A 22,615-nucleotide genomic window follows, 5' to 3' on the forward strand; every position below is an offset into this window, starting at 1 on the left:
AACGGAGTGGAACGCCCCGGACGCGGCCGTCGTGACGGACGACTCTAAAGCTGCGCGTGGGACTGGGAGACGATCGGGCCGTGCAGCAGAGGGGTGATCTTCGCGTTGACGTCAGCGACCCAGGCATTGGCCAAGTGCCGGTTGAAGTCCGCTTCGGCGTCCCAGGCTTCGAAAACGGTGAAGACAGCGGGATCATCGTGTGATCGCAACACCTGGTACAAGCGACAGCCCGGATCGCGGGCCGCGCGCTCGCTGACATCGCGCATCAGCGCGGCAAGTTCCTCGGCGGTCTCGTCGCGGGCGCGCAGGCTCACGGTTACCGCGTGGGGCGGCCTGGCGTCTCCGGCGACCTCCGATGCAGACGGAAAGCCCTCGACCCGCTTCACAGAGTCATAGTGCTCCTTGAAGTGTGCGATCCTCCCCCCGCGAACCCGGACGATGGTGATGTATTTATTGTCCCGGACCGTCGGATCGTCGCCGACCGTCAGTTCGCTACCGAATTCGATGACGCAGGCGCTCGGGTCAGCCAGCGGCGTGATGACGCGACCCGGGTAGGCGATTGGCGTCACCACCGCCAAAGCACTGCGAAAATACTCTTCGATAGCCGGCTGGCCTTCGACGCTCTCAGGAAACCCGTCGGGAGCGAAGGGAAACTCCAGAACCGCGTCCTCGGTCCACATATCCGCGATGGCGTCGGCATCCGACACGGCCAGGGCGTCGAGAAAGGCGTTGGCGGCGAGGGCCGCATGATTGCCCGCGGGTGCGCTCACCAGTTCCCATTGCTGCGATACGTCTTCGGGCGCCTCGATCAGGAGGTCACTTGCCTCCGCCAGGAAATCAGACAGCTCCGGGGGACGATGTGCGCGATGATATTCCTCGAACCCGTCTTGCGTCGTCCAGGTTTCGTAGAGCAGAAACTGTGAGGGCTTGGCCTTGTTGCGGTGCAGGTCGAAGCGGGTCATCCCGAAGTCGGGGCCGGCCCTGCGCTCTCCATCGGTGACAGCGAGGAGCTTCTTGCGCACCTCCTCTTCCTTGCCCGGCACAGCTTCCAGAAGGTCCGTGATAATCAGTTCAGTGACGGTCATTGCCCTGTCTCCTTCAATCAGCCAGCAGCCTGCGTCAGTTGGCGACGTAGCCTCCGTCCACCGACAGAGCGATACCGACAATGTTGGAAGCCTTGGGCGAGCAGAGGAAGACCACGGCATCGGCGATCTCTTCCGCAGTGGCGAGCCTTCCGATCGGATGCGTTGCTTCGAAGGCAGCGCGGGCGGCGGCGCGGGCGTCGTCACCCGGAATGGACTCGAAGAACTTGCGCAGCATAGGGGTGTCGACACCGCCGGGATTGACGGCGTTTACGCGGATTCCCTGCTTGGCGTAGTCGATCGCCGCAACCTTGGTCAGCCCCATGACGGCGTGTTTGGAGGCGCAATAGACCGACGCACCGGGAACGCCAACAAGACCGCCGCCGGACGCGAGGTTGACGATGGCGCCGCCGCCTTGTCTCAGAAGATGCGGAATGGCGTACTTCATGATGAGGAACGGTGCGCGGACGTTGGTCGCGAAAACTTCTTCATAGCTTTCCAGGCGCTGGTCCGCGACTACATTGACCTCACCCTGAGTGCCGGCGTTGTTGACGACATAATCGAGTCGATCAAAGGCGGCGGCGCCATCGGTTACGAGGAGTTCGACGGAGGCAGGGTCCATCAGATCAGCTTCAATGGCGTGAACCTCCCCACCGGCGGCTTTCACCCGGGAAGCGGTTTCCGAGAGCCCTTGGACACTTCGCCCGCTGATGACGGTCTTCACACCTTCCTTGGCGAGTGCTGCCGCTATCGCCTGTCCGATACCGGAACTCGCCCCGGTGACAAGTGCAACCTTCCCATTCATGCTGCCAGTCATTTCAAGCACCCTCTTTTCCCCGACACACGAGGGCGCCCTGGCGCAGCTGTCAGGACAGCTGACCCGCCGGCGGGAGGCACCCTACGGGTGAAGAGATTGTGAGGATGCGAGAGCCGTTATTTCGTGATCGGCCCAAGCTTTTTCAGAATCCGACCAACTGGACGGACGAGGCGCGGCCCTGCCGCTCCCTGAAAACCGCTGGTGTCAGACCATAGGCACGTTTGAAGCTCGAAGTGAGATGGGCCTGGCTGGCAAAGCCGCACCTGAGCGCGACAGACGCGATCGGATCACCGGTGAACTGCAGCATGTCGCGCGCCCGCTCACAACGTCTGCGCTGGACGTAGGCCCAAGCGGGCTCGCCTGTGACGGCCTTAAAGGACCGGGAGAAGTGGCTTGGGCTCATTGCACAAACAGCTGCCAGATCGGCAATCGACAAAGACTGGGCAAGGTTCGATTCGATATAGTCGCGGGCGCGCTTGACCTGCCCGACCAACCGCGCCGAACGGTCAAGCGACAGCGGCCAGTCGTGTGCCGCATTCCGCATATCCCCGAACGTGGTGTCGGCGCGTCTCAGCAGTTGAGCGACCAGCGACAGCGCAAGGCCATCGACCATCAGATCAGAGGCAGTCGCTTCCTTCCCGCTCTCAGCCCAGATCCGTTGTGCGAGCGCCTGAACGAGATCATCGCGAAAGGCGGATTGCGCATGAAGCGGTTCGAAGGCATTGAAGTCTGTCTGCGGTTCCCGCTGAAGAAGATCCTCAGTCATTGGCGCAGGAAGGCAGATCAGCAACAGACTGTAGCGGTCGCCGCACTCGTATCGGGCTTCCGTATTCGGCAGACAAAGGCGAATGTCGCCTTTCCGCAGCCTGTGCTCCGCCGACCAGCCATCGCCAAGATCGAAGCGGAACGGCAGCTCTCCTTCCAGGACCACCCCGACCACAAGCTCTGGAACCGCCGGGAAGCGAACTTCACCCGCCGATCGTTCGGTTTTGATCAGTTGGATTTGCTCTGAGCCGCAAGAGCGGTGGATTCTGGGAAACTTCGACAGGTCGGTGCGGGCATGAAACTCGGCAAAGGACCGGTATGGCTGCTCACTCATTCCGTCTCCGAAACGGATCTTGACTATAGGACTCCAACGGCTGCGGAGGGGTGAAGGCAGCCACCGCAGTCCACTGGAGCGAACCGCAAGCGCGGCAACTGTGTCATCCAGCCGTCAAGCGGCGCATCTGGCTGACAGAAAGCCCCTCTAGCGCCCGGGCACCGCCTCTGATATAGCGCGAAAGCGAACGACATAGTACGGCGCCTCGGAAACATCTTCACCGCCGTTCAAAACGGCCGAGCGGTTCAGCTTGTTCACGGTAGCATACATCCAGCCCCCAGGCCCGCCGCTGATACCGTCCGCCCAGACAAGCCTTTCGGCGTCTTGGATGTAAACGCGGTACTGACCGCTCGGACCGGTCACGCCGATCGCTGTGTTGGAAACGTCGGTAATGTAGACATGACCTCCGGCGTCCATCGAGATACCGTCACTGACCGGTTTCTCTCCATAGCGTTCGACGCGGCGGCCCAATTCGTCGGCAGAGAGATCCGGATTGGCGAGATCGCGCGCTCTGACCCTCCATATATCGTCGCCGTGCATGGCGCCGAAGTAGACCCACGTATAGCTCGGATCGATCGTAATCGGATTCAGCCCAATGCGCGCCGGCGCGGCCTCCGCACCTTCGCCCAACCGAACCTCGCGGCCCTCGACGATCATCGCGATATCCTCGGCTTGAACGCTCGGGTGCCCTTCGAGAACCCGCCGCGACAGCCCGGTCTTCAGGTCAACGACGACGATGGCCGGACCGTTGTCTCCGCCGACATCGGCAAGATAGAGCGCATCGTTGATGACATCGACGGCCAGGTCGTTGTGCAACGAGCCGGGCCGGGTTGCCGGCGCTGGAACATGGATCACGCGCTCCAACCGGTCAGCCACGGAATCCCAGGCCACGACTCTCGGGACATCGCCGCCGTTGTCCAGAAGCCAGACCACACCGCGGGGATCTGAACGCAGGCCCAGTACGGCGTTCAGGCCAAGGCCGTCCGGGCCCGGCGCACGGCTCCAGGCTTCAGACGGCCAGGGCACCGTCGAGCCATCGGGGAGAAGTTCCAGGACCCGGTACTCGGGATTGTAGAACTGGTGCTGGCTGATGAAGATCCTTCCCTGCGGCGTCACTGCGATGTTGCCCGGGCCTTGTTCCAGGGTTGCAACCACCTCGAACTCCGGATCGGGCAAAGGCGGCAGCGCTTCGCCTCCGGCGGCGCTCGCAGAGACCAGAAAAGCCAATGCACCCAGGACTCCTGCCGGTTTCACGTCACTTCTTCTCCTGGTCTGTTTGGGCGCGCGCCGCGAACGGACACACGTAGTCTGTTGATGATGCTCCAATACAGGATCAGACTACAGCAGGCGGGCGCTGGCTGGATTCTGCGTTCCAGCCCGGCTTTCCGGAATTGCACAATGTGGCGGCAAGCGGGCAAACCGGCGTGTCAGCAGCTGGTCCGTCCCCGCGCGACGATTTCGGCCAGGACTTCATCTGCATCGCGCTTCCACCAGTTCTCGGCGGAGAAGATCTCGACCTCGTTCAGGCCATTGAAGCCGCCCGCCTCGAGCATCGCGCGGATGGCGGGCAGATCGATCACGCCATCGCCCATCATGCCCCGGTCGGTCAGCAGATCGCGCGTAGGCACCAACCAGTCACAGATGTGAAATGCCAGCAAGCGGTCGCTGCCGGCACGGGCGATCTGGCCTGCCAGGTCCGGATCCCACCAGACATGGTAGACGTCCACGGCGACTCCGATTCCCGCGCCCAGCTGGTCACAGAGATCGAGCGCCTGCGACAGGCTGTTCACACAGGCCCGGTCGGCTGCATACATGGGGTGCAGCGGTTCGATGGCAATCGGCATGGCCTGAGCGCGCGCATAGTCCAGCGTTCGCGCCAATCCTTCCGCAACCAGACCCCGCGCTGCGGCGAGGTCACGCGAGCCCGGCGGCAGCCCGCCCACGACCATGACCAGACAGGCGGCGCCGATGGCAACGGCTTCGTCCACCGCCCGTTTGTTGTCGTCCAGCACCGCCGGGGTCAGCGACCCTTCCGCCGTGTACCAGCCGCCGCGGCAGAGCCCGGTGACCGTCAGGCCCGCATCCCTTATCATGCGGGCGCCTTCGTCGACGCCGGCCTCCTGCAGCTTGTCGCGCCACGGCGCGATACCGCCGAAGCCGTGACGCTGACAGCCTTCCACGCACTGGCGCAGGTTCCACTGCTTGCTCACGGTCGCGGTGTTCAGCGACAGTCTCTCAGGAGTGAGCATGCTCAGACCTCCACCCCGCGCGCGGCGAAAACCGGGCGAGCCCGGGCGGCGGCGGCTTCTGGGTCGGTGAACAGCCCGGCATCGTTGGCCAGGCGTATCAGTTCCGCCAGATGCAGCGTCGACCTTGTACTCTCCTGCCCGCCGACCATGGTGAAGTGATCCTGATGACCGTTCAGGTAGGCCATGAAGACGACACCGGTTTTGTAGAACCGCGTCGGCGCCTTGAAGATATGGCGTGACAACGGCACCGTCGGATCGAAGGCATCGTGGTAGCCGCCGCGATCATTTTCACCAAGAGCGGAAAGTGCCCGCGCCGCGGCACCGGCGATAGGATCGAAAATGCCCAACAGCGCGTGAGAGTAACCCTCCTCGTCGCCCTCGATGAGCGCCGGGTAGTTGAAGTCGTCGCCGGTGTACATCTTGATTCCTTCGGGAAGGCGCCGCCGCATGGCGATCTCCTTTTCCGCCGACAGCAACGAGATCTTGATGCCCTCTACCTTGTCCGCGTTGTCGGCCAGGATCGCAAGGCAGGTTTCCATCGCCGCTCCGTGGTCCGCAGCACCCCAGTATCCGGCAAGTGCCGGGTCGAACATCTCCCCCAGCCAGTGCAGAATCGCCGGCTGCGACAGACCGCCCAGAACGCGGGCATAGACCCTTGCATAGTCCTCCGGCCCCCTCGCCGCCACAGCCAGAGCGCGGGAGGCCATGAGGATCACCCGGCCGCCGGTCGCTTCCACCGCCTCGCACTGCATCTCGTAGGCGGCGATGACATCGTCGATGCTCACCGCCGGACCGGACGCCAGGTGGTCGGTCCCGGCCCCACAGGCGATCAGGTGCCCGCCTGCCCTGGCCTGGGCGACGCTGTGGCGAATGAGCGCCAGGGAGCTGTCCCAGTCGAGGCCCATACCGCGCTGGGCCGTATCCATCGCCTCCGCCACGCCGAGGCCGAGGCTCCAGAGGTAATCCCGGTAGGCCAGGGTCCGCTCCCAGTCGATCGCGGCATCCAGCCAGGGGTCGTTGTCCGTCAGCGGGTCGGCGACGACATGGGCGGCGGCATAGGCAACCCGATTCCAACCGCCGGCTGCCGGCGTCGGCGCAGGTCCGGCAGCAAGGGTCAGCGGGGTCAGCCCGCCGCCAGCGGCAGGAAGAGTGAGCGTGACGGCCACCTCCTAGCCCTCCAGCGCCGGTACGTCGATCCAGCGTCGCTCACGCCAGCTCTGGTAACCCAGTTCGGCCAGCTGCACCCCCTTGGCGCCCTCCATCAGCGTGTAGTGCCAGGGGGCGTCCTCTGCCAGGTGGCGCAGAAACTGCTCCCACTGGACCTTGAAGCCGTTGTCGAAGACGGTGTTGTCGGGCACCTCCTTCCAGTCGTCGAAGAAGTTCATCGTCTGCGGCTGATCGGGGTTCCAGACCGGCTTGGGCGTGTTGACGCGGTGCTGGCTGTAGCAGCGGTGCAGCCCGGCCACGGCAGAACCCAATGTCCCGTCGACCTGAAAGGTGACCAGATCGTCGCGCCGGACCCTGACGCACCAGCTGGAATTGATGTGCGCGATGATCCCGCCTTCCAGTTCGAAGGTCGCGTAGGCGGCATCGTCCGCATCGGCATCGTAGCGCTCGCCGTTTTCGTCCCAGCGTTCCGGCAGGTGAACCGCAGCGGTGCAGGACACCGCCTTCACCGGCGCCACCACGTTGTCCAGCACGTAGCGCCAATGACAGAGCATGTCCGAGATGATGCCGCCGCCGTCCTTGCGCCGGTAGTTCCAGCTGGGGCGCTGGGCCGGCATCCAATCGCCTTCGAAGACCCAGTAGCCGAACTCCCCGCGGACCGAGAGGATGCGGCCGAAAAACCCGCTGTCGCGCAGACGTTTCAGCTTTATCAGCCCCGGCAGATCCAGCTTGTCGTGGACGATGCCGTTCTTGACACCCTTGTCGCGCGCATAAAAGGCAATCTCCCTGGCCGCTTCAAGACTCTCGGAAACCGGCTTCTCGCAGTAGATATGCTTGCCGGCGTCGATGGCTTTTTTCAAAAGCTCCGGGCGCAGCTTGGTGGATGCGGCATCGAAGAACAGCGTGTCCTCCTCATTGGCGAGCGCGGCATCCAGATCCGTCGTCCAGCGCTCGACGCCCTGGGCCTTGGCCAGCGCCTCGATCTTGTCGGGGTTGCGCCCGACGATGATCGGGTCGGGCAGCAATCGGCTGCCGTCGCTCAGAGCGACGCCGCCCTCGGCGCGGATCGCCAGAACCGAGCGGATGAGGTGCTGGTTCATGCCCATACGGCCGGTGACGCCGTGCATGATGATCCCGAGGCGGTGTTGCTTCATCGAGCGTCTTCCCCTTCTTCCAAAAGCGTATTGTCCGTAAAGGCCGGCTCTGGCCGTGACCCGAACCCCGGAGTGTTGAGGGAGGCGATGCGAACCTGTCCCTCTTCGATGCGCAGCGTCGGACCCTGCGGACCGGCCCGGTAGAGATCGGGGTGCGCCTCCAGGAAGGCAGCCTTTTCCTTCGCGTCGGCCCCCTGCATCCCGCCGGCAAAGTGATGACCGTTGCGTTCGATATCGCTGACGCCGAGCGTCGCGGCCATCAGCGTGTCCTGCTGCCAGCAGAGCCCGGGCTGGCAGGTCAGGTCCTCCGCCGTCAGGACGGCGCGCCGCCCGGCCGCCCGCGCCTCCGCCACTCGCGCTGCGTTGAGCAATGCCCGCAGCACGCCTTTGCAGCTCTTGACCGACACGCCGGACCAGCCGCGCGCCAGTGCACACGGGAAGGCATCGTCGCTGTCGTCGCTTTCGTCGATGACGATCGGCATAGCCGCCGGCGGCACCGGGCCGTCCTCGGCCAGGGCGGTCTCGCGGGAAAACGGCTGCTCGACAAAGGCGGTAGCCGCCGCCAGCCGGGATAGAACCCGGTCGCTCAAGAGCTGCACGAGAAAGGCCTCAAAGGGCTCTGCCTCATACTGCTCGTTGGCGTCCAGCGTCACGCGGTAGGCCGGCAGACGATCGAGAATTGACCCGATCTCTCTCAGCCGGCCGAGGTCTGCCGCCGGATCGCCCTTCAGCTTGATTTTGAAACAGCTGATGCCGCTTGCAGCAATCACTGCTTCCAAAGACACCGGCAATCCGTCCTGCACTGCCGCGCCGGCTTCTGTATCGGTCAGCGGCGCATCGTAGCCCACGGTGTGGCGAACGCCGATCGACCAGTTGGGGGCGATGGCGGCCAGGCGGCGCTGCAGGGCTCGGGCCGGCAGGTCCGGCGGAGCAAGGTCGGCCAGCCCGAAGAGATCGCGGCGCGCAGCCTCGGGAAAGGTCAGCGCCTGGTCCCGGCAGGCGGCATCGATCAGCGCCATTTCAAGCAGGGCCGGGCCGAAGCCCGCGGCCAGCCGCGGGATCTCCGAAAGCTCGGAAACGACCCTCCGTCGGACTTCCGCCGCCAGGCGGGCCACGCTGCCCCGGTCACCCATAGCCGCCTTCCGTGCGCTCTGCAGCGAAAGACGCAGACCGTTCACCGTGTCGTCGTTGGTCAGTTCGGGACGCTTGTCGAACCAGCGCGGCACCATCAACTGGGCCGAGACCCCTTGAACGACGCCGCTTGCCCCCTCGACCGTGACCCGCAGATAGGCCTCCGCGGTTTCGGTCACGACGGTATCGCCGAAACGGAACGGCAGGCGCAGGCGCACCGGGCGCTCGGCCAGTTCAAAGGCCTTTATGCGGTAGACCGGCATCATGCCGCCGCCTCCCAGGCCTCGGTCACGGTTTCAAGGCCGATGGCGAAGGTTCGGGTGGCATCGCCCTGAACCACGAAAGGTTCGACCGCGACGGGCCGGTCCCATCCGCTGTCGCGCAGTGCCTTCAGGATCTCACCGAAAGGGTCGCTACCGGTCCCGGGCGCGCCGCGGTTGGTATCGTTCACCTGAATATGACCGATCAGACCGCTGGGCACCCACCTGCGGATCAACGCGGCCACCGGGATCGCCTCGGCCTGACCGGCAGCGCTGGTGTCGATCATCGTCCGGAAGTTCGGCGAGCCGACAGCCTCGACCACCGCCACGGCCTCTTCCACCGTGTTGATGAAGGGGGTCTCTGCCGGCGACAGCGGTTCCAGGCAGTAGGTTACGCCCGCAGCCTCGGCAGCCGCGGCGATGGGTTGGAAAAGCGCGATCACGCGGTCCCGGGTCTCCGCCGCGCTGTCGCCGGGAAGAGGTTCGCGCTGGGCCGGAGACCCGTGCACCAGCACCGTCCCGCCAAGGCGGGCGCAGAGATCGATCAGGCTGCACAGCACATCCTGCGTCTCTGCCGCGGCAGCGGGATCGGTGATGGAAAGGTCTGGATAGGGCGCCAGCAGCCAGTGCAGTCCCGTTACGGCCAGCCCATGGCTTTCCGCAGTCCCCCGGATTTCGGAGATCGCCGCATCGCCGAGCGCGTGAGGCCTGTCGCCCAGGGTTCCCGGCGCCAGCTCGAGGCCCATGTACCCCAGCGCGGCGGCGATCCGGCACTGCTCAGCAAAGGACTTTCCCTCTGCTGCCAGAAGTTCATTGCAGAGCGCGACTTTAAGCATCGCCGTCCTCAGGACCGGGCCGCAGGAAGCGGATGGCGATTTCTTCGGCATCGCGGCGGCGCTGCTCCATCCAGGCTTCGTCCATCGGGCACTTAAAGACGACCTGCAGCGTGTGGGCGTTGGAGATCGGGAAGTAACAGATCGATGCAATGGTGATGTAAAAGTCCACCGGGTCGATGCCGGAGCGAAAGACCTTCTCTCTGGCCCCACGCTCCAGCACTTCGCGAAGCTGTTCAAGCAGCCGTGACTGAATGGCGGTCACGTCGCTGATCCGCCGCACCGTGGTCCCGCCTCTGAGGTTTTCCGTGTTCAGCATCGAGATGAACCAGGGCTTCGAACGGAAGTGACTCAGCGTGAAACTGACCAGGGCACGGATTGCCTCCTCGGGCGCCAGGTCATCGAGATGCAGATCGCGTTCGCCCTCGCGGATCTGCACATAGGCCTCGCGCAACGCCGCGGCGTAGAGGTCGTCCTTGTCGCCGAAGTAGCTGTAGATCATCGGTTTGCTGATGCCCGAGCGCTCGGCGATGGTGTCGATGCGTGCGCCTGCGTAGCCCTGTTCGGAGAACTCGACCAGCGCGGCCTGCAGAATCGCGCGCTTGGACCTTTCGGCGTCTCTTTTACGGGCCGGCTTGGCCTTGGCCGGGGCGGCGCGGGTCATGAATTGTCTCCTTCCGGGTTTGCGGGCGCAGCGCCCCGCCCAAAAGGATTGAAACGCCCGAGCGCACGCCGCACGGCAGGAAAACTCACCAGGATGCTGATCGCAATGATCATTGCAAAGGCAGCCGAGATCGGCCGGGTGAAAAAGGGCGCAAGTTCGCCGTCGCTCAACGTCAGCCCGCGGCGCAGGCTCTTGTCCAGAAGATCACCCAGAATGATCCCCAGAACCAGCGGAGCAATCGGATAGTTCATCTGCCGCAGCACGAAGCCAATGAGGCCGAAAGCCACCATGACCCAGATGTCGAAGATCCTCTGGGTCAGGGCATAGGGGCCGATCACACAGAGGACGAAGACGATGGGCATCAGGTACTCGCGCGGGATCCTGAGGACCAGAACGAAAAGCCGCGTCAGCGACAGACCGAAGACGGCGATGGCGGTGGTGGCGAAGACCAGCATCACGGCAACGGAGTAGATGAAGTCGGGCTGCTCGATCATGATCATCGGGCCGGGCCGGATGCCGTGGATGAAAAGCGCGGCGATCAGCACGGCCGCCGGCGCGGAGCCGGGTACGGCAAGGGTCAGCGCGGGGATCAGGGCGCCGGGGACCACGGCGCTGTTGCCCGTCTCTGCGGCCGTCAGCCCCTCGGTCGACCCCTTGCCGAACCGCGCCCGTTCGCGGCTGCTGCGTCGCGCCACCGCGTAGGAGGCCCAGGCACCGATGTCCTCTCCGACGCCGGGGATGATCCCGACCATCGTGCCGATCACGCCGGAGCGGCCGATGGTGAACTTGTAGCGCCACAGATCCAGCAGGCGCGGCAGCACGCGGCCGCCCTCGCCGTGCCGGGCCGCCAGCTTTGCCTTGCGCTGCCACATCACGGTCAGCACCTCGGCGAAGCCGAAGGCCCCGACCATCGCCGGGATCAGCCCGATCCCCCCGTTCAAGGCGTCGACGCCGAGGTTGAAGCGGATATGCGCGTGCAGGCCATCGCTGCCGATCATCGCCACCATCAGCCCAAGAATGCCGGCGATGTAGCCCTTGAGCGGGTCGCTGTTGCCGGTGATCTGGCCTGAGATGACGATGCCGAAGAGCGCCAGCCAGAAAAACTCGAAGGAGCCGAACTTGAGGGCGGCCTCGGCCAAAGGCGGGGCGAAGACGACAAGCAGGCCGATGCCGACCAGGGTGCCGAGGGCGGAGCCGGCGGTCGCCAGGCCCATCGCGTAGCTGGCATTGCCGCTCTGCGCCAGGGGAAATCCGTCGAGCGCCGTCGCGGCACTGGCCGGCGTGCCCGGAATGTTCAGCAGAATCGCACTGCGCGATCCGCCGTAGATTGCGCCGACGTACATACAGATCAACACCAGGATCGCCGTGTCACGGTCGAGCGAATAGGTCAGAGTCGTCAACAACGCGACGCCCATGGTGGCGGTCAGCCCCGGAAGGCTGCCAACGAAGATTCCCAGAAGGGTCGCCCAGGCGACATGGAGCAACGATTCGAGCGAGGTCATCCGCACGAAAGCGTCGTTCAGTGCCCAGAGTCCCTCCACTACGGCTGACCCGCGCTCACGGAAGCCTCACCAGAAAGGCGTCGCGGAAGAGCACGGCGATGGCCGCAGAGGCCAGCAAGGCGAAGACCGCCGTGAAGAGCAGGCGCTTCAGCCTTGCGCCCGGAGCCCGCTCGCGCGATCGGCCAAAGATCACGATGAAACCGGCGACATAGATCGCCGTGGCGGCAAAGAACGGCAGCCAGCCGACAAGAAGAACGGCGTAGACGATGCTCCAGGCTGCAGTTGCCAGCAGATTCTGCCAGGATTGCGGCGGCAGTTCCGCCGGCAAGGCAGCTTCCCCGGAGGGCTCTTCTGCGCTTTGTCGCGGCGCGGTCTGCGCAGGGGAAGCGGACCTGAAAAACAGCAGGGCTGCACAAAACGCCAGCACCCCGCCCAGGATCATCGGCACGAGGCCCGGAATGCTCGCCGGATGTATGGCGCGGATTTCCAGCCGGTCCATCGTGTAGCCCCCGACGAGCATGGCGATGCCCAGCGCAAACAGCACGACGGCTGTGATCCGATCTGCCAGGGCAGTGTCGAAACCCATATCGCGGTACCCGTTCAGCGAAAACGGTTGCGGTCAAAGCGACCTGCGGCCGGAGACGACCGTCTTTCGGGCGACGGCGCCTCCGGCCGCTGTGCCGCTATTCGGTCTTGCACTCGATGCCGATTTCCGATGGATCGACAACGGCTTCGCCGCGGGTCACCCGGGCGCAGGCCTCGGCGATCACCACCGGCATCGCGACCTCGCGTGCCTTGTCACCGTAGCTCGGAGCGAAAACAGCGCCGCGTTCCGAGGCATAGGCCTGCAGTTCCGGCGAGGTCATGACTTTTTCCTGCCAGACCTTCGCCACCGTGTCGTAGACCTCCTGCGGTGCGCCCGTGGGAATGAAGACGCCGAAGTAGTCGGCCGCAATGGGCATCTCGGGCAGCCACTGCGTGATCGGCGGAATCGGAGGTATCCCCTCGACCACCAGCGGCTGGTCGGAGAGAACGGCAAGACCGCGCAGGCGCCCGGCCCGGATCATCTCTGTCTGCTCGACCGCCAGCTGCGTGGTGGCCACCACTTCACCGCTGGCCGCCGCCAGAACCGCCGGATTGCCGCCGTCATAGGTCACCATGCGGGCGTTGAAGCCCTCCTTGACCTCTTCCTTGATCGCCGCCAGCGCCATGCCGCCGGAGGAATTCACACCGGCAGTGCCGACTGTCACCTTGTCGCCCTTCATCGCCTCCAGAAGGGCGCCGAAGTCCGCATAGGGCGAATCCGCATTCACACTGACGACCGGTACGTTGGCCACGTGGAGATAGATTTCATAGTCGTCGATCGAAGTGTTCTCGATCAATCCCGTCACGGCATAGGTCGCATTGTTGGCGATTGCATTGGCGGTCCAGGTATAGCCGTCACGCGGCGCATCCAGCGCCGCCTTGGTGCCGATGGAGCCCGACGCGCCCGGCTGGTTGACGACGACGATCTTCGTGCCGAGGGCCTCCTCCAGAAGCGGCGCGACGACGCGCGTCACCTGATCGGTGGATCCGCCCGCCGACCAGGGAACGATGATGTTGATCGGCTTCTCCGGCTGCCAGTCTGCGAGCGCCGCGGTGCCCGGCAAAGAGATCGCGGCGAAAAGCGCCGCCCCGGCAAGATGCTTAAGGGTCATTCTTTCCTCCCGGTTGTGAGCAGTTAGAATCCGCTCTTTGTTACCAACTAGTAGGTAATATCTGTTCGCGGGCCAAGTCAAGCCCTGTCAGGCCCGCCTTCGGTCCCACCGTCAGGAGGCCTCGGTCCGCACGGCGATATCCGTCGCCAGGTCTGCGATCCCTGCCCGGGCGTGTGTTTGGGTCAGGAGAGTCCCTGCCCGTCAGGCCGGCAGCGCGGCCTGCGGGTTGGCGGCTTGCTGGGCCGCCCGCTTGCCCGCTTTAGTCAAAGGCACGCACGAAGTGGTCGGGCCCGACCTCGATCATCGGGCGTTGGGCGACCTCATAGCTGACCGGCCGGACCGGGCTCATGATCTCTTCCGTGTCGAGCCCGGCGCGGCCGCGGCGCAGCGCCGGGTCCGGCCGCGGCACCGCCCGAATGAGTTTTTGGGTGTAGGGATGGCGCGGATCGTCCAACACGGCCGCGCGCGGACCGATCTCCACCACCTCGCCCAGCAGCATGACCGCGATGCGGTGGCTGACCCGTTCGACGATGGCGATGTCGTGGCTGATGAACAGGTAGGCAAGGCCGAGATCGGCCTGCAGATCGAGCATCAGGTTGATGACCTGCGCCTTTATGGAGACGTCGAGCGCGGAGACCGACTCGTCGGCGACGATCACCCGCGGCTCCAGGCCCAGCGAGCGGGCGATGCAGAGACGCTGGCGCTGGCCGCCCGAGAACTCGTGCGGGAAGCGCAGCGCGTGGGCCGGCTCCAGGCCGACCTGCAGCAGCAGCTTTTCGACCCGCTCGTCCGCCTCCTCGCGGCTGCAGAGGCCGTGGACCAGCATGGGTTCGCGGATCGCCGACCCGACGGTCTTGCGCGGATTGAGGGAGCCGTAGGGGTCCTGGAAAATCATCTGCAGGCGCTTGCGGATGTCGCGCAGTCCGGCCTTGTCGGCCTGCATGACATCCTTGCCCTCGAAGCGGATACTGCCGGCGACGGGCTCGACCAGCCGCAGGATCGAGCGTCCGGTGGTGGACTTGCCGCAGCCGCTTTCTCCCACCAGGGAAAGGGTCTCGCCGCCACGCAGGCTGAAGGAAACGCCTTCGACGGCGTGCACATTGCCGGTGACACGGCCCAGGAACCCGCCACGCACCGGAAAGCGTGTCGTAAGGTCCATGACCTGCAGGATCGGCTCGCCACGCCGGTCGGGCTCCTCGGAGACAGCCTCCTGCCGGCCGGTCGGAAACCGCTTCGGCAGGGTGCTGCCCGTCAGCGAGCCCAGCTTCGGGACGGCCGCCAGCAGACGCTGGGTGTAGGCGTGCCGCGGCGCCGCGAAAAGCGGCGCCACGCTGTCCTCCTCCACCTTCTCGCCCTCCAGCATGACCACGACCCGATCGGCGATCTCTGCGACAACGCCCATGTCGTGGGTTATGAACATCACCGACATGCCGATCTCAACCTGCAACTCGCGGATCAGTTCCAGGATCTGGGCCTGGATGGTGACGTCGAGCGCGGTCGTCGGCTCGTCGGCGATCAGGAGCTTGGGGCGGCAGGCCAGTGCCATGGCAATCATCACGCGCTGGCGCATGCCGCCGGAGAAGGTATGCGGATATTCGGTGAAGCGGTGCTTGGCATCGGGGATCCGCACGAGGTCGAAAAGGCGCAGAGCCTCGCGGTCCGCCTCCGCGCTGCCCAATCCGCGATGCCGCCGCAGGGCCTCAGAGACCTGAAACCCCACCGTCAGCACCGGGTTGAGGGAGGTCATGGGCTCCTGAAAGATCATGCCGATATCGCCGCCGCGGACATCGCGCATGGCCTCTTCAGGAAGGTCGGTCAGCGTGCGGCCCTCGAGCGCGATCTCGCCGGCGATGCGGCCGTTTGCGGTCGGGATGAGGCGCATGATGGAGAGCGCCGTAACGCTCTTGCCGGAACCGGACTCGCCGACCACCGCCACGGTTTCGCGCGCCTTGATGTCGAAGCTGACGTCGCGCACCACCGCCTTCCACTCACCCTCGACGCGAAAGGAGGTGGTGAGGCTGCGGATGCTCAGAACCGGCGTCGCGGCGTCGTTCACTGCTCGCCCCTGAGCTTGGGGTCGATGGCGTCGCGCAGACCGTCGCCCAGAAGGTTCAGGGCGAAGACGACGATGAGAATGGCGAAAGAGGGGAAGAGCGCGAGCCAGAAGCTGTCGAGAATGTTCTCGAAGCCCTCGCGGATCATGCCGCCCCAGGTGGCCGTCGGCGGCGCGACGCCGAGGCCGATGAAGGCGAGCGAGGCTTCGACACGAATCGCCGTGGCCAGCCAGAGCGACCCCATCACCAGGATTTCCGGCAGGATGTTGGGCAGGATGTGCCCCAGCATCAGCCGCGTATCGGAGTAACCGAGCGCCCGCCCCGCTTCCACGAACTCGCGTTCCTTCACCGCGATGGTCGGGGCACGGGCAATGCGGGCGAAGGGTGGAATGGCGGTCAAGGCGATGGCGATCACCAGGTTGGTGATGCTGGGGCCCAGCATGGCGACGACGATGAGGCCGAGGATCAGCGAGGGAAAGGCCAGCAGCACATCCATGGTCTGCATCAGGATGATGTCGGTGCGCCCGCCGCGGTAGCCGGCGTAGAGGCCGATCAGCGAGCCGATGACCATCGCCACCCCGATGGCAAGCAGGCCGATCACAAGGGAGATCTGCGCACCGTAGAGCAGGCGCGAGAAGATATCGCGGCCGTAGTAGTCGGTGCCCATCCAGTGCTCGCCGGAGGGCGCCTTCAGTCGATAAAGGATGTTCTGCTCCAGCGGATCGTGCGGCGCGATCAGCGGCGCCAGGATCGCCAGAAGACAGACGATGAGAAACACCACCAGCCCCACCCAGGAGGTCTTGTTGGTGTTGAAGGCCTTAACGAGGCCGCGGGCTGCCGCGGCCAGGGTGAGGCGCAGGTAGGAGGCGCGCCGGCCGTTCGCCGCCACGCTCATCGGTACTTGATCCTCGGGTCGATGAACCCGTAGGTGAGGTCGGTGATCAGGTTCACCGCCACCACGATCAGGGTGTAGATCACCATCATGCCCTGCAGCATGGTGTAGTCGCGCTGGTTCAGCGCGCCGACGATGAGTTTGCCGAGGCCCGGTCGGTTGAAGACGATCTCGGTCAGCACCGAGTTTCCGATGAGGATGCCCAGGTAGAGCCCGACCACCGTGACCACCGGGATCATCGTGTTGCGCAGGCAGTGCCGCAGGATCACGCTGGCGAAGTCTATGCCCTTGGCGTGGGCGGTGCGCACGTAGTCCTGGTTCAGGACCTCCAGCATGGCCGAACGGGCGACGCGGGTGATGTAGGCGGCCATGATGATGCCCAGATTGATCGCCGGCAGCGCGAGGTCCCGCAGGCGGTCGCCGAAAGTCTCGCCCTGGCTGGAGCTGATCACCGGAAACCAGCGCAGTTGAATGGCGAAGACCAGGAGCAGCAGGATGGCGGAGACGAAGGCCGGAAAGGACAGCCCCAGCAGAGAGGCGAGGCGCGTCACGTAATCGGGCAGGCTGTTGCGGCGGATCGCCGACCAGATGCCGAGCGGAATGCCGAGGGCAGCGCCCAGGATCAGAGAGACGACGGTGAGCTCAACGGTCGCCGGCAGGACCTTCAGGATCTCCTCGATAACCGGGCGGCCCGAAACCATGGAGACGCCCCAGTCGCCGAAGACGACGCCGGAGAGGAAGCCGAAGTACTGAACGATCAGGGGGCGGTCGAGGCCGAGGCGTGCGCGCAGGGCCTCGATGGCCTCCATGCTTGCCTGATCTCCCAGAATAACCAGCGCCGGATCGCCCGGCAGGATGCGGACGATGAAAAAGACGATGGTCAGAACCGAGAACAGGGTCACCACGGCAAAGCCGAGACGCTTGAGGATGAAGCTGCTCATTGACGCGCGCTCGCTTGCGAAGGCTGCGGGGCGGGGAAAGGTGGAGCGGCGCGCCGGCCCAGGCCGACGCGCCGCAGACAGCTAGTTCGTGAAGCTGGCAAGCTCCGTGATCGGCGGGCTCAGATTGAGCGAGCCTTTCACTTCGACACCGAGGTCGAGGCTGTCTTTCCAGGCCCAGAGCTGAAGGTTCTGGTAGATCGGCACAGAGCAGACCTCCTCCGTGATCTTCTGCTGAGCCTGTGCCCAGAGCAGCATCTGCTCGTCCGGGTTCTGCTCGACCCGCGCGGCCTCGATCTCCTTGTCGGCGACCGCACAGTGGGAGAAGTTGGTGATCGCCGTTGGCGTCGAGACGATCGACCCGGAGTGATAGAACTGGGTCAGGTACACGTCGGCGATCGGAAAGCGGGCCGCCGAGTAGTGCACCACCTGGGATGCATCTTCGCGAATGCGCTGATGGAAGGTAGCGTGCTCCACCGGCTCGATCTCAAGGTTGATGTTGGCCTGCTTCAGCAGCGCCTGCACCGCCTCGATTGTGGTGAGCATACCCGGCAACGTCGTGTGGATCGTCTTCAGCGTCACGCCGTCGGGAAAGCCCGCTTCAGCCAGCAGGGCCTTTGATTTCTCGACGTCATGATCATAGACCATCACGTCGTCGGTGAAGCCGAGGTAGCCCTCCGGCACCGGGGAGACGGCGCCGCGGGTGACCGCTTCGCCTTTGAACTGCACCATCGCGCTGCGGTCGATGGCATGGGCGACGGCCTGGCGCACCAGCTTGTTGTCGAGGGGCGGCATGGTCATGTTCAGGTGGATGACCGACATCTCGCCCGGTTCCATCACCGTCACCGTGGTGTCCGGGACCTGCCGGATGCGCTCCACCCAGGTCTGGTCCTGCTTGCCGTAGATCATGTCGATCTCGCCCGACTGAAAGGCGAGGTCGCGGCTGGCGTCGGAGGGAATGTAGCGGTAGTAGATCTCCTTGATCTTCGGGGCGCCGCGGAAATAGTCCTCATTGGCGACCAGCTTGACGTACTGCTGCGGCTGGTACTCCGCGAACATGAAGGGGCCGGTGCCGATGGGTCGGCGCTGGAACTGATCGCCCAAGGCCTCGACCGCGTCCTGGCAAACGATGTTGCCGCCGTGATAGGGCACCAGAAGACCGAGCAGGCTGGGCACCGGCTCGGAAAGGGTGATCTTCACCTCGTATTCACCGGTCGCCTCGATCGAGGATACGGCCTTGAAATCGTTGGCAAATCCAGAGGTTTCCTTGTTCGCTGCGCGGTTCAGCGAGAACACGACGTCGTTGGCGTCCAACTCGCCGAACTCGCCGTGGCAGTCCACGCCCTGGCGCAGCTGGAAGGTCCAGACCAAGCCGTCTTCGGAGGCTGTCCAGCTCTCGGCCAGATCGGCCTCGATGAAGGCCGGGCTCGCCTGTCCCGGCTTGATCCGCACCAGGCCGTTGAACATCCAGTGCAGCAAGCCCTTGTCCGGCGTGGTGGTGGCGACGTGCGGATCCAGCTTGCCGGCGTCCGCCGACGCCATGCCGATGTTCAAGGTGGTGCCGTCCGCGTAGGCCAGCGATGACGTCAGCAGCAAGGCGCTTGTCACCGACGTCAGAATGCTTGTTCTCATGTCCTCCTCCTCTTCCTTCTTTTCTGGCTTCCGTTCTTGCTCTTGGTTTTTTTGTCCCCTGTGTTTTTCGGAGCCGACTGTCGCACCTGCCGAAATCGCTGTCTACAACCAAGCAAGAAAACGGTTGTTGGTGCAGCGGCTGCGCAAAGGCTCCGCAGCTAGAGCGTGTCTTCCAGGCGGCAGTTCACCAGCAGTTCGGCGACGGCGGCGGTGTTGGGCAGGGCGATCACCGTGGCGGCCAGCTCCGCCAGATCATCGGGGTCGATCATTTCGGTGCGTCCGATCTTGGTGGCGTCCGCCGTCAGATCGGTGCGCACGAAGCTGGGGCAGAGCGCCGTGACCCGCACACCCGCGTCCCAGCCCAGACGGCGGCTGCCGTGGGTCAACGCCATCAGCGCGTACTTGGTCATGTTGTAAGCCACATTCTCGTTACGCACGCGCTTGCCGGAGAGCGAGGAGACGTTGACAATGCGCCCGCTGCCCGAAGCTTTCAACTGCGGCAGGCAGAGCCGCGTCATGAAGAGCGGTGCCTTCACGTTGATCGCCCAGAGCCGGTCAAGCTCCCCTTCCTCTCCTTCTTCAATGCTGAAAGGCAGCGTGGTGCCGGCGTTGTTGATCAGACCGTCGAGCCGCCCATAGCGCTCCAGGGTCTCAGCCAGCCAGGCCTCGTGCGACGCGCGCTCTTCGGCGACGTAGCGGCAGCAGAGCAGGCGATCCTCCGCCCAGCCGGACAGGGCCCGCCGCAGCTCGCCGGGGTCACGCGCGCCCAGGCTCAGGGCATAACCCTTGTCGTAAAGGTTTTCGGCGATAGCCCGGCCGATGCCGCGGCTGGCGCCGGAGATCATGATCACCCTTCCCTTGGGATCCAGCATCTCTTTCTCCCTAGTTGATGCCGGGCTGCTCTGCCGTCTCCGCGAAACGGCCGACCGCAAAGGGCGACAGCGCGACGTTGTTCGATTGCCCGAGGCAAAGGTCCCGCACCAGGCGGCCCACCAGCGGCGCCAACGCAAAGCCGTGGGCGCTGAAACCGAAGGCGTGAACAAGGCCCGGCGTCGTGGCGCTGGCGCCAAGCACCGGCAGACCGTCCTCCACCATGCCTTCGATCCCCGCCCAGCTTCGCACCAGCGCGGCACCGCGCAGACCGGGAAAGAGCCGCACGGCGGTGGCGAGACTGGCGCGCACCTTGGACTGGCAGAGACCTGTCGTGCCACTGTCCGGATCGACCATTCCTTCATAGCCGCCGCCGATGATAACCGTCCCCTCGCTGGACTGCTTCAGCGACAGCTTGTGCCCTTCGCTGCCGATCACCGCCTCGGCGAAAGGCGGCAGACGCTCGGTCACCAGCATCTGCAGGGCCGCCGGGCGCAGCGGCACCGGCTCGCCGACCGCCGCTGCCAGCTTGCCGCCCCAGGCACCGGCGGCGTTGACCACCTGGCCGGCAGCCACCACGCCCTCTGCGGTGACAACGTGCAGCCTGTCCCCGCCGCGCTCAATTGCCGTCACGGGGCAGTTTTCGCGGAGCATGACGCCCGCGTCTGCGGCGGCGCGGCGGAATGCGTGTATACAACGCAGCGGATCGGCGAAGCCGTCATCGTCCACCACAAGCGCGCCTTTGCAGTCGGCAGCGAGATCCGGCAGGCGGCGTTTCAACTCCTGCGGCCCGATGAGGCGTTCGTGATCGTAGCCCAGCGCCTTCACCATGGCGTGACGGCGTTCCAGGGCGGCCAGGCTGTCCGCGTCCTCGGCGATGCGGATCTGACCGGCCGCGGAAAACCCGCCGTCATCGCCCACGAGTTCCGGCAGCCGGCGCCAGAGGTCCAGCGCCGCGCGGGCCAGAGGGATCTCGGCCGGGTGGCGGTTCAGACTCCGCACGCCGCCGGCCGAAGCGCTGGAGGCGAAACGCCCGCAGACCGCCGCCTCCAGCAGCGTGACCGAGAGCCCGGCACGGGCGGCGGCCAGCGCCGACGACAAGCCGATCAGACCGCCGCCGATCACCACAATGTCCGCCTGCGACGCCTTCACGCACCGGCCTCCTCGTCCAGGTAGTCGCCCAGCAGAATGGGCTTCAGGGGCGGGCGGATACGCAAGGCGCCGATCTCCGCCGGCGCCCGGCCGGTCTCGGCAGCGATGACCCGCACCAGGCTCGGCCCGCAGAAGCGGCCCTGGCAGGGCCCCATGCCGCAGCGCGTGAAGGTCTTCACCCGGTTGGGGCCGTCCGCACCCTGGGCGACCGCCGCGCGGATCGTCCCCAGGGTCACGCCCTCACAGCGGCAGACCGGCGTCATCTCGTCTATGTGACTCTCCAGCGGCACCGGCGCGTAGAACCGGTCCAGGAATCGCCGGGCGCGGGCCTGGCGCGCGCGGCGCGCGCGCAGCGGCGCTGCATGCCGTTCGCAATCCGCCGTGGAAAGGCGGCCCAGACGCTCGGCCGCCTTCAGTGCCGCCAGCCGGCCGCGCAGGCCGGCCAGCGCGACGCCTTCGATCCCGCCGCCGTCACCGGCGATCCAGATTCGTTCGTCGGAACTCCCGCCGTCGTCATCGGTGACGGGCTCGAAGCATCCCTGGCCGTCGCGCCAGCGGTGCTCGAGGCGCAGCAGGCGCGACAGCTGGGTCGCCGGGATGACGCCGTCGTGGACGCCCAGCAGGCTGCAGGGAATCTCCTGCGAACGACCACGGCTCTCGAAACGCACGGACTGCAGATCCGCACCGCCAACGGCCTGCAAATGGGTGACTCTGCGGTAAACCGGAATACGCGACAGAGCCCGGCGCAGCAGCAGGCCGATGCCGCGGGCCATCAGCCGCGGATCGCCCAGGAGCGCCCCTGGCAGGGAAGACAGCGCGTCCGCAAGACGCCCCGGCGGAGCGAGATCCAGGATCGCCGCCGGTCGCACACCCAGCGCCAAAACCTGCGCCAGATAGAGCAGCATCAACGGCCCCTGCCCCGCCAACACCAAGGAGTCCGGGGCCGGCCGCAGGCCGCCCACCTTGAGAGCCGTCTGCAGGGCGCCGACACCCATCACGCCGGGCAGAGTCCAGCCGGGGAACGGCAGGGGCCGCTCCATGGCGCCGGTCGCGAGGATCAGCGTCTTCGCCCGCCCCTCCCGAATGCGATAGCGCGGCGGCCTCGCCTCCGCCTCCCGCTCCAGCCAACTCACGTGCAGCTCCGGGGAGACATCGAAAACCGCCGCGCCGGGGCGGTAATCGAGGTCGGAGCGGCGGAGCGCGGTGACCGCGTCCTCCGCGCCGCCATAGCTCGCCGCGAGGTTGCCTGTGTCCGGGCCGGCCAGGATGCGCTCGGCCTGACGCCAGACCTGGCCGCCGGGCTCGGCCTGTTCGTCCAGCAGCAGGACCTTCAAGCCCAGCCCGGCCGCGGTGGCCCCGGCGGCGAGACCAGCGGGACCGGCACCAATGACGGCAAGATCGGCGCTGTCGTTCATGGGCCGC

20 protein-coding genes are annotated in these 22,615 nt (G+C 65.6%); all 20 read right to left on the reverse strand.

Going from position 1 to position 22,615, the window contains the following annotated elements:
• Nucleotides 1-44 precede the first annotated feature (44 nt).
• The 20 genes from ACO06P_RS07650 to ACO06P_RS07745 all read right to left on the reverse strand — a co-directional run bounded on the left by ACO06P_RS07650 (nt 45) and on the right by ACO06P_RS07745 (nt 22,608).
• Nucleotides 45-1,085 (reverse strand): antibiotic biosynthesis monooxygenase, encoded by a 1,041-nt coding sequence (locus ACO06P_RS07650; protein ID WP_420349408.1) that lies wholly within the window; start codon nt 1,083-1,085, stop codon nt 45-47.
• A 34-nt stretch (nt 1,086-1,119) separates the two neighbouring features.
• Nucleotides 1,120-1,899 (reverse strand): SDR family NAD(P)-dependent oxidoreductase, encoded by a 780-nt coding sequence (locus ACO06P_RS07655; RefSeq protein WP_420349409.1) that lies wholly within the window; start codon nt 1,897-1,899, stop codon nt 1,120-1,122.
• A 142-nt stretch (nt 1,900-2,041) separates the two neighbouring features.
• Nucleotides 2,042-2,998, reverse strand: coding sequence for a helix-turn-helix domain-containing protein (locus ACO06P_RS07660; protein WP_420349410.1), 957 nt, complete (start codon nt 2,996-2,998; stop codon nt 2,042-2,044).
• A gap of 147 nt (nt 2,999-3,145) precedes the next feature.
• Nucleotides 3,146-4,225 (reverse strand): L-dopachrome tautomerase-related protein, encoded by a 1,080-nt coding sequence (locus tag ACO06P_RS07665; RefSeq protein ID WP_421935165.1) that lies wholly within the window; start codon nt 4,223-4,225, stop codon nt 3,146-3,148.
• A gap of 200 nt (nt 4,226-4,425) precedes the next feature.
• Complete coding sequence (locus ACO06P_RS07670) at nt 4,426-5,247, reverse strand: sugar phosphate isomerase/epimerase family protein (protein WP_420349412.1); 822 nt, start codon at nt 5,245-5,247, stop codon at nt 4,426-4,428.
• Between the two features lie 2 nt (nt 5,248-5,249).
• Nucleotides 5,250-6,413, reverse strand: coding sequence for a dihydrodipicolinate synthase family protein (locus ACO06P_RS07675; RefSeq protein ID WP_420349413.1), 1,164 nt, complete (start codon nt 6,411-6,413; stop codon nt 5,250-5,252).
• Nucleotides 6,414-6,416: 3 nt separating this feature from the next.
• Nucleotides 6,417-7,568, reverse strand: coding sequence for a Gfo/Idh/MocA family protein (locus ACO06P_RS07680; RefSeq protein WP_420349414.1), 1,152 nt, complete (start codon nt 7,566-7,568; stop codon nt 6,417-6,419).
• Complete coding sequence (locus tag ACO06P_RS07685; protein WP_420349415.1) at nt 7,565-8,965, reverse strand: hypothetical protein; 1,401 nt, start codon at nt 8,963-8,965, stop codon at nt 7,565-7,567. Before ACO06P_RS07685 ends, ACO06P_RS07680 begins: the two co-directional genes overlap by 4 nt.
• A complete protein-coding gene (locus ACO06P_RS07690; protein ID WP_420349416.1) occupies nt 8,962-9,795 on the reverse strand; it encodes a sugar phosphate isomerase/epimerase family protein in 834 nt (277 codons plus the stop codon). The genes ACO06P_RS07685 and ACO06P_RS07690 overlap by 4 nt, the downstream gene beginning before the upstream one ends.
• Entirely contained in the window at nt 9,788-10,456 is a 669-nt protein-coding gene (locus ACO06P_RS07695; protein WP_420349417.1) for a TetR/AcrR family transcriptional regulator, read from the reverse strand. The genes ACO06P_RS07690 and ACO06P_RS07695 overlap by 8 nt, the downstream gene beginning before the upstream one ends.
• Nucleotides 10,453-11,958, reverse strand: a complete 1,506-nt coding sequence (locus tag ACO06P_RS07700; protein WP_421938190.1) for a tripartite tricarboxylate transporter permease — start codon at nt 11,956-11,958, stop codon at nt 10,453-10,455. The genes ACO06P_RS07695 and ACO06P_RS07700 overlap by 4 nt, the downstream gene beginning before the upstream one ends.
• Nucleotides 11,959-12,013: 55 nt before the next feature.
• Nucleotides 12,014-12,544, reverse strand: a complete 531-nt coding sequence (locus ACO06P_RS07705) for a tripartite tricarboxylate transporter TctB family protein (RefSeq protein WP_420349419.1) — start codon at nt 12,542-12,544, stop codon at nt 12,014-12,016.
• Between the two features lie 97 nt (nt 12,545-12,641).
• Nucleotides 12,642-13,655 carry a Bug family tripartite tricarboxylate transporter substrate binding protein gene (locus tag ACO06P_RS07710; protein WP_420349420.1) on the reverse strand — a complete coding sequence of 338 codons (1,014 nt, stop codon included), beginning with the start codon at nt 13,653-13,655 and terminating at the stop codon, nt 12,642-12,644.
• A 259-nt stretch (nt 13,656-13,914) separates the two neighbouring features.
• Nucleotides 13,915-15,711, reverse strand: a complete 1,797-nt coding sequence (locus ACO06P_RS07715; RefSeq protein WP_420349421.1) for an ABC transporter ATP-binding protein — start codon at nt 15,709-15,711, stop codon at nt 13,915-13,917.
• Nucleotides 15,708-16,604: an ABC transporter permease gene (locus ACO06P_RS07720; RefSeq protein WP_420349422.1), complete on the reverse strand. Its 897-nt coding sequence runs from the start codon at nt 16,602-16,604 to the stop codon at nt 15,708-15,710. Before ACO06P_RS07720 ends, ACO06P_RS07715 begins: the two co-directional genes overlap by 4 nt.
• Complete coding sequence (locus tag ACO06P_RS07725; protein ID WP_420349423.1) at nt 16,601-17,542, reverse strand: ABC transporter permease; 942 nt, start codon at nt 17,540-17,542, stop codon at nt 16,601-16,603. Before ACO06P_RS07725 ends, ACO06P_RS07720 begins: the two co-directional genes overlap by 4 nt.
• An 81-nt stretch (nt 17,543-17,623) precedes the next feature.
• Nucleotides 17,624-19,171, reverse strand: coding sequence for an ABC transporter substrate-binding protein (locus ACO06P_RS07730; protein ID WP_420349424.1), 1,548 nt, complete (start codon nt 19,169-19,171; stop codon nt 17,624-17,626).
• Nucleotides 19,172-19,329: 158 nt separating this feature from the next.
• Nucleotides 19,330-20,043, reverse strand: a complete 714-nt coding sequence (locus tag ACO06P_RS07735; RefSeq protein WP_420349425.1) for an SDR family NAD(P)-dependent oxidoreductase — start codon at nt 20,041-20,043, stop codon at nt 19,330-19,332.
• A 10-nt stretch (nt 20,044-20,053) separates the two neighbouring features.
• Complete coding sequence (locus tag ACO06P_RS07740; RefSeq protein WP_420349426.1) at nt 20,054-21,193, reverse strand: NAD(P)/FAD-dependent oxidoreductase; 1,140 nt, start codon at nt 21,191-21,193, stop codon at nt 20,054-20,056.
• The gene (locus ACO06P_RS07745; RefSeq protein ID WP_420349427.1) at nt 21,190-22,608 is read right to left on the reverse strand and encodes an FAD-dependent oxidoreductase; all 1,419 of its coding nucleotides are present in this window, start codon (nt 22,606-22,608) and stop codon (nt 21,190-21,192) included. The genes ACO06P_RS07740 and ACO06P_RS07745 overlap by 4 nt, the downstream gene beginning before the upstream one ends.
• Nucleotides 22,609-22,615: the final 7 nt, after the last annotated feature.

Source organism: Pelagibius sp., assembly GCF_965227505.1.
Lineage (GTDB): Bacteria > Pseudomonadota > Alphaproteobacteria > Kiloniellales > Kiloniellaceae > Pelagibius.